We start from the raw sequence: 14,099 nt of genomic DNA, 5'->3' as shown, positions 1-14,099 counted from the left end.
AATACTCGATTGGTGAAAAAATTAAATGGCTTGGCAGGCAAATCAGGACACATCCATGGCAGACCTCGCGGAGCAGGAAAAGTCCTTAGTTTGGGCTCTGTTGGAAAAGTCTGAGGCCCTGAGACATACACGGGGGAGATTCCGAACAATCGTCTCGGACGAACTCGACAAACTTGATATCGATCCTGCACGGCGTGAGCTCATCTTTGAATTCGCGCGCCAGCGCGCCGAAAATAGTGCGGCGCTCGCCTCTGACACCGTCGAATTGGCGACTGTCGAAGATGCGCGACGGATACTCAAGGATTCCGCCGCTCGTCTGGCGTCGAAACCTTGGCGCGCTGCGGTGCGCGATCGATGGCCAGCGCCGATCGCTCATGAGATCGAGCGTCTTTTTGACGAGATGCAGGGACGCCAGTTCGCAAGCGGCGAACGCATCGATCCATCGGTCGACAGCGCGTTGCTTCAGCTCAAGGACACCTTTGAGGCGCTCATCAAGTTCACTGCGACAGTGCTGATGCGCGGGCTGATGGAGACGGATCCCGATCGCAGAGATTGGGCGCGGCGCCAATTGTTTCGGCGAGGCCTTTCTCTTGGTCACTGGACCGGCATGTTGCGCGAGGCGACCTCCCGATACAATGACGGCAGCTCCATTTCTGCACCGCTCGAGACGCTGGCCCGCGCATCCAGACGGAAGCTTCTCGCAGCAGCGGACGAGTTCGTGACAGTCCGTAACAACGTGATCGGACACGGCACCCGATCACTAAACCCCAAGGAGACTGCCGAACTTGTGATCGGTTGTCTCGATACCGGCAAGGTCCAGAACTTGCGCGGCGACCTGATTCGCGTAACGCCGCTGGCGGCCGTCCTCGACGCAATGGTCGGCGAAGGGGCGTACGACGGGATGGCTGTGGAGGCCGGAGTTGCCCCAGAACTCTTTTCGCTCAGTGGAGCAGCTGCAGCAGACAGATGGCTCGCGGACGAACGACACGCAGGTCACGAGGGGATCGTGGTGGGCACATCGGTGCGCCTCTCTGATGGGCGCACGCTTTCGCTTGCGCCATTCGTTGCAGCTCGCATTTGCACGCAATGCGGCCGGCGTGACGTCTTCCTCTACGACTCACTGCACGACGCCGCACGGGGCGGACGGTTCGACCTCCTCGACTATGCGCGCGGCCACAAGTCCCGGCTCCACGGAGCGGAGGCCAGCGATCTGTCTGACGCACTCGGCGACGTTGTGCCGGAGGATGCGCCGGAACTTGTCGGCGCCTCGACGAATTTCGGCCACGTACTTGAGGCGCTCGACAAGGCACGCGTCGATCGCAACTACCTGTCGCCTGCGTATCTGCGCGACGATCTCGCAGATTTCCTGGGCACGCACGATCGTGGCGTGTTTTGGTTGCAGGCGCCAGCCCATGTGGGCAAAACAACTTTCATCCAAGGTCTGACTGAAGCGGAAATCGGAGACGCGCCAATCGATCCGCGGTTCGGCCCCGCGCAGGGAGGCAAATGCGTCGCGTACTATTGCCGGAAGGAATATCGCACCGGCCTCGCTGGCATGGTGAGCACCTTACAGGACAAGTTGCAGGCCGCGTACAACCCTTCGCAAAATTTGCGGAACGAACAGCCGCAGGCGCGGCCTGTTGTCGAAGCTGCCACTTCAGGCACTTTTCTACACTGGCTCTTGGAATGGAAGAACTTCGCTGAGCGTTATCGACTCGCACCGCCGGGCGCACCGTTGCTGGTCGCCATCGACGGCTTGGACGAGGCTGATCCGCCGCCCGAGAGCACGCCCCTTCAGGTACTGCCTCACCCGAACGAATTGCCGAAGGGAGTCTATCTCCTGCTGACGTCACGCCCGGTGGGCGACGTGGACGCGCCCAGCTTCCTTTCCACGCACGTCGAGGCCTTGTATGGCCGGTCTTAAACAACCTGCCCCGCGTGTTCGCCTGTATGATCTCGGTTCGGCGCCGTATCAGGCGCTGCTGCGGGATTACCTGTGCGGGCGGTTGTCGCTCGATCCTACCAATGCTGAAGATGTGGCACTTTCGGACGCCATCATCCGAGCGGCTGATAGCCGCTTCGCCTATGCCTCGTTCCTCGCCGACCGCCGCGAGGTCGGGCAGGCCTCGGTCAAGAACATCTCCGCACTGGCCCCGGGCAGTGGCCTGTACCAAGTGTGGCTCGCCAATCTCGAGCGCGAGTACGGCCGCAAGCAAGCGGAAGCGATCCGGCAGGTGCTGGCGCTGCTGGCGGCCATGGAAGAGGCGCACGCCTGGGTGTTCGGCGAGGGCCGCAAGCTCGATCCGGCCACCGGCGGAGCGCTCACGCCCCTGCCCGAACAGTTCGCAGGGATTGAGATCAGCCTGCTTGCGCGGCTGCTCGATCTCGACCGGCCCGAAGCTGACGCGCACGACCGCATTGACCCGGGACTGCTGCTGACGCTGCAGATGCTGCAAGGTGTGCTGTGGGTCTCGCGGGCGGGCACAGGGACAACGCGGTTCCGCTTGGCGCTGAAGGAGTTTCTGCCAGCCGCGAAGGACGACCCGGTGGTCGGTCCAATGCTCAAGCTGATGCAGGCGCGCGTGGCTGCCTGCGCGCTCGACGCTGCCGACCAACTCGTCGCAGACGCGGGTGAGGCCTGGGCGCTCCTGGAGCCCCTTGCACCGCTCATCGAAGCTCTGGTGCATCTGTCGAACTCCGATCCGATCGCGCAGCGATGGAAACCGGCTACTCTCTTGTCATTGCTCGTGCAACGCGACGACGATTTGCGAGATCAGGGCCACGCGCTGCAGCGGGTGCCTGGCCTGACTCTAGCTGCAGCCTCGATACTACCTCCCACTTCTACACATCTGGCCAACGAGCAACCGATCAATCAGCGCACCGCGCTGGCTGGCTGCCTTTCGGACCGTGGGAACGCCAGGGCGTCCGGCGGCGACCTCGCCGGAGCCATCAACGACTACAACGCCGCTATCGCGCTTATGCAGGCGATCCGCGCCGCCCAAGGCGAGGCCTGGCCGGTCCCGTCGCAGAACTATCTCGCAGCTGCACTCCAGAACCGCGGGATCGCGAAGAGAGGCGGCGGCGACCTCGGCGGCGCCGTTGCCGACTACGACGCGGCCATAGTGCTCAGACAGGCGATACGCGTCGCACAGGGCGAGGCTTGGCCGGTTCCGTTGCAGAACGATCTCGCCGGCTCCCTTCAGAACCGCGGGATCGCAAAGAGAGGCCGCGGCGACCTTGCCGGCGCCATCGCCGACTATGATGCCGCGATCGCGCTCATGCAGGCGATCCGCGCCGCGCTGGGTGACGCCTGGCCGGTCCCCTTGCAGAACGATCTCGCAGCCGTGCTTCAGAACCGAGGGATCGCCAATGCAGATGGCGGCGACATCGCCGGCGCCATCGCCGACTTCGATGCCGCCATCGCGCTCAGGCAGGGGATCCGCGCCGCGCTGGGTGACGCCTGGCCGGGTCTATTGCAGAACGATCTCGCCGGCTCGCTCCAGAACCGAGGGAATGCTAAGGCGATCAGTGGCGACCGCTTAGCCGCCGTCGCCGACTACGACGCCGCGATCGCACTACGACAGGCAGCCCGCTCCGCGCTGGGCGAGGCCTGGCCGCTCCCATTGCAGAACGATCTTGCAAATGTCGTCCAGAACCGCGGGAATGCCAAGGCGCAGGGCGGCGATTTCGCCAGTGCCATCGCCGACTACGACGCCGCGATCGAGCTCAAGCAGGCAATCAGCGCCGCGCTGGGTGAGGCCTGGCCGGTTCCGTTACAGGACGACCTCGCCGGCTCGCTCCAGAACCGCGGGGCCGCCAAGGCGCAGGGCGGCGACTTTGTAGGCGCCATCGCCGACTACGATGCCGCGATCGCGCTCAGGCAGGCGATCCGCGCAGTGCTGGGTGCAGCCTGGCCGATCGAGTGGCAGAACGATCTTGCCAGGTCCCTCCAGAACCGCGCCATCGCCAAAGCGCGCGGCGGCGACCTGGTCGGCGGTATCGCCGACTACGATGCCGCGATCGCATTCAGGCAAGCGATCCGCACCACGCTGGGTGAGTCCTGGCCGGTCCCGTTGCAGAACGACCTCGCCCGCTCCCTCCAGAACCGCGGGATCGCCAAGACGCGTAGCGGCGACCTCGCCGGTGCCATCGCCGACTACGACGCGGCGATCAGCTTGATGGAAGACGTCCGTCGACGGGTTGGGCAAGCGGTCTGGAGCGGCAACCCGTCGTGGGACAATATGCTAAGCACCGCCCGTGGAAATCGCGCGATGGCGCTACAGGGTGCAGCACGCGAGAGTCGGCGATAATGTGGCGCTCCGGCAGCAGGATGATTCCGAAAGCGGTTTAGCGCAAAGGACAAACCAAACGAATGCTTGCGACAGTTCATTCGACGGATCAGCGGTTCAGAGGGAGCCATGAAACAGTTCAAAGTGCTTTCCATCGATGGCGGCGGCATCAAGGGACTTTACTCAGCAAAGATACTTAGCCTTCTGGAGGCAGACATCCGGCAAACACACGGCGACGCGGCCCGCATCGTCGATTATGCGGATTTGATCTGCGGGACTTCAACCGGCGGCCTGATTGCCTTAGGCCTTGCACTGCGTATACCGGCAGAAACAATCTGTCGTTTCTACGAGATACACGGCCCGAAGATTTTCAAAGGATCGCAAAGCTGGCTTGCGCTACTTCGCCAGACACTGCTTGGAGGCAAATTTTCAGACGAAGATCTGCGTCTGGCGTTGGAAGAATTGCTCCAAAAAAACACCATTGGAGACAGCCATTGCTTGTTATGCATACCTACGTACGACTTCACCCACGGCACCTACGGCATTTTCAAGTTTGATCACAAGGAAGGCAATCTTTCTCGCCACAACTCCCTGCCGATGGTCGACGTTGCGTTGGCTACCTCTGCTGCTCCAACTTTCTTTCCGCTGGCGCAGATCGAGAAAGAAAACAACACCCAGTATGTCGACGGCGGCGTCTGGGCCAACAATCCATCACTTGTGGGGTTGACTGAAGCGCTCTCGTACTTCGTGGGTCCTGGCAAACCGTTTGACCATCTGGCTTTGCTTTCCATCGCCAGCATGAACTTCAGTGCTGGAAGAACTCCAATGCTCAAGCGCCGCAGGAGCTTCCTGCGGTGGGCCCCTGACCTCTTCGATCTCAGCCTCATTGCTCAAAGCGAGTTTGCCGATATATTCCTGAGTGCGATGCTAGGACTACAGACTATACCAATGACATACACTCGCATACCCAGCGCCGAGATCAGCAGCGAGCAGCAAAAGTACATCAAGCTCGATCTCGCGGTTCCGCAATCGCTTGCCTTGATGAACCAATTTGCCACTGACATGTACTACAAATTTCGCAAGCTACCGACGATAGAGGGCTTCTTTGCAGAGCAAAAGTCGTATCGAGTAAAGCCATGACTGCCCGACTTTCAGAGGCTAAAGTCGAGGAGCTCTTGTAGTGGTCCTGGCCGCCGTTCCCCTGCGTGTGCGCCGGTATGATCTTGGTTCGGCGCCGTACCAGGCGCTGCTGCGGGATTACTTGTGCGGGCGGCTATCACTCGATCGTACCAACGTGGAAGATGCGGCGCTTTCAGACGCCATCATCCGCGCAGCCGACAGCCGCTTCGCCTATGTCTCGTTCCTCGCAGACCGCCGCGAGGTCGGACAGGCCTCGGTCAAGAACATCTCCGCACTGGCCCCGGGCAGCGGTCTCTACCGGGTGTGGCTTGCAAACCTCGAGCGCGAGTACGGCCGCAAGCAGGCGGAGGCGATCCGGCAAGTGCTGGCGCTGCTGGCGGCGATGGAAGAAGCACATGCCTGGGTGTTCGGCGAGGGACGCAAGGTCGATCCGGCCACCGGTGGAGCACTCACGCCGTTGCCCGAACAGTTCGCAGGGATTGAGATCCGTCTGCTTGCGCGGCTGCTCGATCTTGATCGGCCCGAAGCTGAGGCGCACGACCGCATTGACCCGGGACTGCTGTTAACGTTGCAGATGCTTCAGGGCGTGCTGTGGGTGTCGCGGGCGGGCGCGGGAACGACGCGGTTCTGCCTGGCGCTGAAGGAGTTCTTGCCAGCCGCAGAAGACGACCCGTCGGTCGGCCCGATGCTCAAGCTGATGCAGGCGCGCATTACTGCCCGCGCGCTCGATGCTGCTGACCAACTCGTCGCAGGCGACGACCCGACGGGCGAGGCCTGGGCGCTGCTGGAGCCCCTTGCACCGTTCATTGAAGCCCTGGTGCACCTGTCAGGCTCCGAGCCGATTGCGCAGCGGTGGAATCCGGCCGACCTCGTATCGTTGCTTGTACAACGCGACAACGCCCTGGAACATCAGGGCCATGCGCTGCTGCGCGTGTCTGGGCTGACCTTAATTGCGGCATTGGTACTGCCTCCCTCCAGACATCCACCGGAAGCCATTCCGATCGAGCAGCGCAACGATCTCGCCGGCTCCCTTCAGAACCGCGGGCTCGCCAAGGCGAATAGCGGCGACCTCGCTGGCGCCGTCGCCGACTACAACGCTGCGATCGCGCTCAGGCAGCGCGTCCGCGCCTCTCTGGGTGAGGCCTGGCCCATTCCGATGCAAAACGATCTCGCAGCTGCGCTCCAAAGCCGCGGGAACGCCAAGTGGGGCAGCGGCGACCTCGCGGGCGCCATCGCCGACTACGATGCTGCAATCACGCTCCCGCAGGCGATCCGCACCGCGCTGGGCGAAGCCTGGCCGGTCCCGATGCACAACGATCTCGCAACGGTTCTCCATAATCACGGGAACGCCAAGGCGGACAGCGGCGACCTCGCGGGCGCCATCGCCGACTACAACGCCGCGCTCGCGCTCATGCAGGCGATCCGCATCGCGCTGGGCGAGGCATGGTCCGTGCCGTTGCAGAACGATTTTGCAACAGTGCTCCAGAACCGCGGGAATGCCAAGGCGCGCGGGGGTGACCTTGCGGGCGCCATCGCCGACCAGGACGCGGCGATCACGCTCATGCGAACGATCCGCTCCGCGCTCGGCGAGGCCTGGCCCCTCCCGTGGCAGAATAATCTTGCAGCCTCCCTGCAGAAGCGCGGAACCGCCAAGAGGGGCAGCGGCGACCTCGCCGGTGCCATCGCCGACTCTGATGCCGCGATCGCGCTCAGGCAGGCGATCCGCACCGCGCTGGCTGAGGGCTGGCCGGCCCCGCTGCAGAACGATCTCGCCGGCTCCCTCAATAATCGCGGGCTCGCCAAGTGGGACGGAGGCGACCTCACGGGTGCCATCGCCGACTACGACGCTGCAATCGAGCTCAGGCAGGCGATCCGCGCCGCGCTGCGTGAGGCCTGGCCCCTCCCGTGGCAGAACGATCTCGCAAATGTTCTCCAGAACCGCGGGAACGCCAGGGCAGGCAGCGGCGACCTCGCCGGCGCCATCGCCGACGGCGATGCTGCGATCGCGCTGATGCAGGCGACCCGCTCCGCGCTGGGCGAGGCCTGGCCGGTCCGGATGCAGAACGATCTCGCCAACTCCCTCCAGAACCGCGGGGCCGCCAAGATGAGCGGCGGTGACCTCGCGGGCGCCATCGCCGACTACGATGCCGCGATCACGCTTAGGCAGGCGACCCGCGCCGCGCTGGGCGAGGCCTGGCCGATCCCGTGGCAACACGATCTCGCAGCCGTGCTCCAGAACCGCGGGCTCGCCAAGTGGGTCAGCCGCGACCTCACCAGTGCCATCGCCGATTACGACGCCGCGATCGCGCTCATGCTAGCGATCGGTACCGCGCTGGCTGAAGCGTGGCCGATTCCGTGGCAGAATGATCTCGCCGGCTTCCTGAATAGTCGCGGGCTCGCCAAGGCGGACAGCAGCGACCTCGCGGGAGCTATCACCGACTATGATGTTGCGATCGGCTTGATGGAAGGCGTACGTCTACGGGTTGGGCAAGTGGCCTGGAGCAGCAACCCGTCGTGGGACAATATGCTGAGCACCACTCGGGGAAATCGCGCGATGGCGCTCAAGCGGCGTGAATAGTCCGATCGTTGGGGCAAAGTAAAAGGTGGTCGAAGCGAATACGGGCGGTCAGTGCGATCATTTGTTAGGCTTAGCCACGAGTGTGTAGTTCGCGCTCAGCGTGACGAACTGCAGAATTGCGCCGACGGACGAAGGGTCGGATTTCAAATCGGCGATGACTGGCTCGCCGGCGCCGTTCCACATGCGCTGAGGATTCGCCGACGAAGGCCTTGTTTTACTCTCAACTTTCGCTCGTTTCCGGCCAGCCGGATTGAAAAGACGATAGCAACATCCACCTTCGATCCGCCGGCCGTCCCTTCACCCCACTCCTTCCCGCCGCAAAGTTCACTTCGATACAAAGGGCAACTCGGTGTAGCCTCTCCCGACAGAGACAGAGAACTTCATTGGTTCACGAGTTTCGCCATGGGGAGATGTAAAAGAAGCGCCGCCGATAATTCGCCTACGCTGGTCGGCCAAAACTCATGTTGCTCCGATTCCAATTTGCTGTCGATGTATCTGATGCGACTGAGGACGCTGATGCTCTGAACGCCCGCCAAGACGGGTCGGTTCGTTAATGTGTCACAAGGGCACATCGTGGAAGACGACGCTTTAAGCTCAATCTGCAGTGTGTGAAAATGGTGAGACCGGCTCAGCCGCAGAAAAAATTTTGTGAGAATCGTCTGTTCGTTTTCGGCTACGCCGGATGGTCTCCTCGACCGTCCCTGAAATCGCCCACCTAACCGGTCCTACACGGTCAGCAGATAAGGGCGTTCGGTTCGCTCCACATTTTCTTCATTTTCCGACCGGGGCGCTTCTTTGGGCATTCTAGCCGGGTTTGGGAGAGGCAGTCTTGGCATCAGCTTGCCGGGTCTGCCGCAGGGGCCGCCATTTTTGAGCCTCTTTTTAGCGCGCGCCATGAGCAGCACAACGGAGACAGCTCATGCGCATGTTCGATGGTTTGATTAATCTACTGGTTCCGAAGCCGAAGAGAAGTTCGGCCGCACCAAGTGACGCTATTGGTCTGGGAGTCGATAACACTTCGGCTGCTCGCGGAGGCGATGATACTCAAGGGGCCTTCCTTTCCCGAGTCCGGTCTTACGAGAGAGCACGCCCCAGACCCACCTTTCGTCGAGCTGTGCAGCTCTTGCAGTCCGCGACGGCGCACGGGGCATCCGAAAAGCATGAGGCAGCCCGCAGGGTCGTGGGCCCGGTCATTGTCGATTATTTGCGGTGCAGAGCCGCGAAGGGCGACCATTTTGATTGCGGCCCGGCCGGCGCCGACGTGGACGAGGCGACGCTCCGTTCCGCGGTGGAGACCGACTGGGAGGTTTGGGTGGACGGCGCGGAGAAAGGTCTAGTCCTGGAGATACCCGGCCAGATTACGATGCTGATGGTGACCGCCCTTGCACAGGCCTACGGACTGGAACGCCCCCAAAGCATGACTGCCCAACCGATCGCCAGCCACGAAAAGTATCGGGCGGTCCACTTGATTGAGCGCCACGGCTTCATTGTTTACCCACAAGCCCTCCGGCGGGGAAATTTCTACGAGATCCTCCATAGCCCATTCGCTAGCACCCGCGGCCCCCGGCGGATTCACGTTAACTCGGCCTCAAGATCGGATTGGCTGTGCGTGAACGGATGGGTGCCGCTTCCCCATCATCCGCTCAGAGATCGTGATGAGGGCGGATGGGACGTTCTGGCCTACGGATACAAGGGACCCTGAAATGGATGAGGGAAGCTAACGAGCAAGGTGAGATGAGAAAGAAAGCGAAGATAGGAAGATAAGCCAGCGGTGGCGGTGGTCCACATTTCTCCGAATTTTGGACCACCGCCAATTCTGGGCAAGGGGTACCCCTGTGCAACCCAATGCAGAAAATAAGCTGAAAAAGCGCCGGACGGAGGCGCTGCGCATCCGCCTCTCTTTGGCGGAGCGGAACGCCATCAACGTGGCGGCCGAGGCAGCCGGAGTAGGCCCGTGCACGTTCGCGCGCGTCGTGATCGTCTCAGCAGTCGGGAAAACGCCGACGCCCGCGCCGCGCCGTCGCCCCACGCCCAGCCAGGCTTCTCGTGATCTGGCAAAGGCGATTGGCGAGATCGCCCGGATCGGTAACAACCTGAATCAGCTCGCTCGCGCTGCAAACTCGGGGTTCGATCTGGACCCCGCGATTGTCCTAGAGGCGACCGCCGAACTCCGGCGACTGCGTGAGACTATCGTTGCGGCCCAAGACGAGGGCCCGTAGTCGTGATTATCAACTGCAGCAAGCACGGTCGGACCCGGCGCGATACCGCAAGGCTGGCCGCGCACCTGTACAAGAGTGAAAACGATTTCGTTTTGTTGGCGGAGGTCGGCAACACGGCCGCCGTGAATCTCGCGGGCGCGCTGCGGGACATGGAATTGCTCCGGGACGGCGCTATTCCCGGAGCCGCCGCGTTTCACCACTTTCCTCTAAGTCCGGCGACCAACCGAACGAATGCGGAAATAGTGGAAGCAGCACACGCCTTGCGGCGGGAATTTGATCCGGGTGGAACGAGGCCGTATGCCGTTGTTATCCACGGCAAAGAGCGTGCTGGCGGGGCGGATGGGCGGGTCCATGGTCATTTAGTTCTGGGCAATTTTAGTAATGGTCGAGCAATCAGGGATCGATTTTCGAAACTCCGAACAGAGCGACTGGCCCGCGAAATCGAGTATTCGTGGCGCCTGGCTTCACCGGGTGGTCCCGCGGAACCCTGCGGTCTCGGCCGACACCACGTCTCAGTTTTGCGTGCGCTTCGGAAGTGCAGACCCGAGGTGGCGACGTGGCTCGTTGAAGCTCACGGCGAGCAGCCAGAGCAGCCAAAATCAGCAATTTCGAGCGCCTCGAGAAATCGCGCCAAGCGTCTCGATTTCGACCTTCCTGCCGCTCGGGCTTCCGTCCAGAGGATGTGGACCGAGACGCTGGATATCAGCTCGTTCAAAACAGCGCTCAGTAGCGCCGGATATGAGATTGCTCCCGGCGCCAAGGCGGGCGTGTGGGTGCTGCGCGACAGCAAGAATGGGTTTGTTCTCGGAGCACTTGACCGTTTACTCAGGCTGAAGCGCCACGCCGTTCGCAATATGATGATGGAGACGATAGATGAGCGGAAGCAGCGAGAAAACCAACCCGGACTTGGGGCCGTTGACAATCGGTCACGGACGAAGGCTGTTCGACCAATCGAAGGCGATCTCGGCCCAATTGAAGGAGCTGACGCCGCTTCTCGGATTGCTCGAACAGGCTACCCCGGACGCGGATCAAGACCCGATCCTTCAGATTATGCGATTTCTGGAAGCTCTGGCCGATCACTCGCAGCACCAGGCCGCCTTGTTGCAGGACATCGATGGAAAACTGGAATACTTACTTGCAAATTCCAGCATCAACGAACGCTGATCCTGCTGCGACGCGTCGGCCGTCGGCTTGCCGAGTCAGGACCGATAGCCGAATTCACGAACAAGGACGCCGCTCCGCCTCAGCGTTTTGAGACGCGCTGGGACATTTGGGGCGTCCCGATTGAGCCACCCAAATACCGCCCCTAGACCTCGCACGCTCAGGCTCGCCTGGCACGAGGGGCATGGCTAAGATGGTCGGGCCGCTTGGGCTGCCAACAATAAAATGCGCCCAGGCTCCTGACACTGCTCATTTGCCGGATGTTCCCCAAGGAGGGCCCGGGTGGCCCGCAAATGAGGGGCAAATGACTAACTTGACAGACGGACAAAGCGTTAATTTTATAGGATTTGACTACTCGCTCGTAGATCGCGATCTAGCGAAGGTTTTGAAAAGCCAGGCGGCACGCATCAAAACGGAAATCGGTCATCAGACCCAGTCGATATTGGCCACAGGAGCTCTCCTGATCGAGGTCAAATCCAACCTTCAACACGGCCTATTTTCGCGTTGGGTTGACAAAGAAATCGGCGTGAGCGTCCGGACGGCGGAGAACTATATGCGGGCTGCCAGTTTGGCTTCGGAATGCAAAAGCGAAACGATTTCGCGTTTGTCTCCGTCTACCATCTACCTGCTGGCCGCAATGCCGGAGGACGCCAAGTCCAAAAATCTGCAGACGTTACAAGCAACCAGCCAATTCGATGTGAAGGCTTTTGAAGCCCAAATTCGCTCAGCGTGCGGCAAGAAGAATGGACGCAAATCTGCGGGAAATGGCGATGATCAGATAACGGCTTGCAAAGAGATCGCAATCTTGTTGGAGAAGCTTCTCTCCGAGGATGGCTATCGACGCTTTTGTGAGCTCATCACCGGTCCATCCGTTGTCAACCATCCCAGCTCATTGCCGGCGGCGTTGCAGACCGTATTTGGAGCCAATCGCGAGTTGATCGAACTCGAACCTCGATCCCGATAGCTACGGCCGAACTTGTTGGGCGTCTGTAGCGGCGTCGTTTCGCATGGATGCCGTTTTTCTCGCCGTCCCCCTCGTGTCAAGGGTTTACCGCGAAGCGGTGGCCATTTAGCCGCCCTTGACACGAGGGGGACGGCGAGGCTTTTGCAGCCATCGAAATAGACGCCCTATTCCGAGCAAGTCTCGTCGCGGTCGGTTAACCGAGCGACCGCTTAGGTTGCCCGCATCGAGCCACTGTTGCACCAAAATGTGGGCCTTGGATTCGATTTGAAGGTCGCGCTCGTGGCGAACGGTGATGCTCATCGAACGTCATCTGCGTGCAGATTTCTTCGATTTCGTTGATTTTTGCGTAGGCTTCTGAATAGGCTTGGTCTTACGCGCAATCGACTTCTTCTTTTTGGCAGATCGCTTTGCCACGGGCGCCTTCTTTTTCCTGCTCCGACTGCCTTTCTTGGCGCGCTTCGCTGTCGCTCGCGTACCCTTCGTTGCTCGCACCGAAGCTTGAATGCTATCGACGCCTTCTTCGTCGAAGAACTTCTTTAGTTGATCTTTAGTAGGGCGCCGAAACTCTTCCCGATCCCGCCGTTCGAAGCCATTCTCGGTCAGCCAATAGACAGAAGCAAAGCTTCGTGCGCCGCCGTATCCGTGGTCACGCTTTTTCCCTCCGAAAGCTTCCTTGGTGCCAGTAATGACCCACACCGCCTCCAATCCGTCGCGCTTCAAGAAATCAAGAAATTCTTGTCGGTCCACCAAGGCGGCTCCGGGACCAGGCTCCTTGGTCGACGGATCGAAAAATACCACACGACCGTCAGCATTCGCGTAAGTGAGATCCCGGCCGTTCGTCAAACGGAGTTCCAATCCGGCAAAAAGGCCCGGGGCCGGAACATGAAACTTTACTGTGTCCTCGATCGAGTAGTCGTGACCACTGCGTTCCGCGCGATACTCCGTGACGGTCGGTTGCAAGGGCTTGCGCAAGCCATTCCAATCGTCGGGCCGTATCCATGTATCCACGCCCTCGTACAGTGGATGCCAAGGGTACTCGCCAATGTACCCTTCCGGGATATCGAGCGACGTAAAGCTATCGTGGCCATCGAGGACGCGCGCCATTAGCGTCTCTATGGCGATTTCGCGGTCCTTGGCCTGAACCAGCAGGCAAATGACAAAGAACCATGTCTGCCGTTCGAGTGACCGATCCCCCTCTTGCACACCCCATTGCGTCCAGCCCTCGTACTCATCAATAACCAACCACTCCCGGCCCGCAATCGGGTCCACAACGCTCAGCAACGAGGAATCGTTTACAATATCGTCAGCGCTATCCAGCCACGTCAGCCGAGCCTGCGGCGAGACCGATTTAAGAGTCACCTGAAACGGCATCCACCAAGTCCGGTCACTCTGACGCTTCTCTTCAGGCATGCGTGAAGCAAAAAGCGACGGGTCCATATTACGTCGGCTCAGCTCCCACGGCCCCTCGAACACCCGCATGCTATCTTCACGCCGCCATCCGACAAAACCGACATTATCTCCGAGCCGCGCCAACAATTCGTAGAAGGCAATCCACTGGTACTTCTTGCCGATGCGCTCCAACTGATGATCGTAACGGCTGCCGCTGTGCCCCCGGTGACGATCGAATTCCCTGAAGCGCTCTTGCGTCCAGCCTAGATCATGCGCTCGCTTGCAAATCCAACGCCGCGCCCGATAGGGGTCAAAAGAGGGCGGCCATTGATACGTCCGGCGGGCCCAATGTAGTACCC

General features: G+C 61.0%; 9 protein-coding genes. 8 read left to right on the top strand and 1 reads right to left on the bottom strand.

What is annotated here, in order from left to right:
- Positions 1-55: 55 nt before the first annotated feature.
- The 8 genes from ACFLEY_RS18815 (at position 56) to ACFLEY_RS18780 (ending at position 12,351) form a co-directional block, all read left to right on the top strand.
- Positions 56-1,924 carry a hypothetical protein gene (locus tag ACFLEY_RS18815; RefSeq protein WP_211433747.1) on the top strand — a complete coding sequence of 623 codons (1,869 nt, stop codon included), beginning with the start codon at positions 56-58 and terminating at the stop codon, positions 1,922-1,924.
- Positions 1,911-4,310: a hypothetical protein gene (locus ACFLEY_RS18810; RefSeq protein WP_211433746.1), complete on the top strand. Its 2,400-nt coding sequence runs from the start codon at positions 1,911-1,913 to the stop codon at positions 4,308-4,310. Before ACFLEY_RS18815 ends, ACFLEY_RS18810 begins: the two co-directional genes overlap by 14 nt.
- A gap of 108 nt (positions 4,311-4,418) precedes the next feature.
- Positions 4,419-5,429, top strand: a complete 1,011-nt coding sequence (locus tag ACFLEY_RS18805) for a CBASS cGAMP-activated phospholipase (RefSeq protein ID WP_211433745.1) — start codon at positions 4,419-4,421, stop codon at positions 5,427-5,429.
- 40 nt (positions 5,430-5,469) lie between these two features.
- A complete protein-coding gene (locus tag ACFLEY_RS18800) occupies positions 5,470-8,007 on the top strand; it encodes a tetratricopeptide repeat protein (protein WP_211433744.1) in 2,538 nt (845 codons plus the stop codon).
- Between the two features lie 1,123 nt (positions 8,008-9,130).
- A complete protein-coding gene (locus ACFLEY_RS18795; protein ID WP_396604712.1) occupies positions 9,131-9,709 on the top strand; it encodes a hypothetical protein in 579 nt (192 codons plus the stop codon).
- A 133-nt stretch (positions 9,710-9,842) separates the two neighbouring features.
- Positions 9,843-10,226, top strand: a complete 384-nt coding sequence (locus ACFLEY_RS18790; protein WP_211433742.1) for a MobC family plasmid mobilization relaxosome protein — start codon at positions 9,843-9,845, stop codon at positions 10,224-10,226.
- Between the two features lie 873 nt (positions 10,227-11,099).
- Positions 11,100-11,390: a hypothetical protein gene (locus ACFLEY_RS18785; protein WP_211433741.1), complete on the top strand. Its 291-nt coding sequence runs from the start codon at positions 11,100-11,102 to the stop codon at positions 11,388-11,390.
- A 301-nt stretch (positions 11,391-11,691) separates the two neighbouring features.
- A complete protein-coding gene (locus ACFLEY_RS18780) occupies positions 11,692-12,351 on the top strand; it encodes a DUF3102 domain-containing protein (RefSeq protein WP_211433740.1) in 660 nt (219 codons plus the stop codon).
- Between the two features lie 306 nt (positions 12,352-12,657).
- Here ACFLEY_RS18780 and ACFLEY_RS18775 read toward each other — a convergent pair whose 3' ends face one another.
- Complete coding sequence (locus ACFLEY_RS18775; protein WP_211433739.1) at positions 12,658-13,932, bottom strand: hypothetical protein; 1,275 nt, start codon at positions 13,930-13,932, stop codon at positions 12,658-12,660.
- Between the last annotated feature and the right edge of the window lie 167 nt (positions 13,933-14,099).

The organism is Bradyrhizobium sp. YCK136 (assembly GCF_044570075.1).
GTDB classification, from domain to species: domain Bacteria; phylum Pseudomonadota; class Alphaproteobacteria; order Rhizobiales; family Xanthobacteraceae; genus Bradyrhizobium; species Bradyrhizobium diazoefficiens.
The sequence above is the reverse complement of the archived record's forward strand: the minus strand, read 5'-3'. Positions and strand labels throughout refer to the sequence as shown.

Excerpts from the sequence above, each read along its gene's own strand:
- ACFLEY_RS18815 (WP_211433747.1), top strand. The coding sequence starts at position 56 with ATGGCAGACCTCGCGGAGCAGGAAAAGTCCTTAGTTTGGGCTCTGTTG.
- ACFLEY_RS18780 (WP_211433740.1), top strand. The coding sequence starts at position 11,692 with ATGACTAACTTGACAGACGGACAAAGCGTTAATTTTATAGGATTTGAC.
- ACFLEY_RS18810 (WP_211433746.1), top strand. The coding sequence starts at position 1,911 with ATGGCCGGTCTTAAACAACCTGCCCCGCGTGTTCGCCTGTATGATCTC.
- ACFLEY_RS18805 (WP_211433745.1), top strand. The coding sequence starts at position 4,419 with ATGAAACAGTTCAAAGTGCTTTCCATCGATGGCGGCGGCATCAAGGGA.
- ACFLEY_RS18785 (WP_211433741.1), top strand. The coding sequence starts at position 11,100 with ATGAGCGGAAGCAGCGAGAAAACCAACCCGGACTTGGGGCCGTTGACA.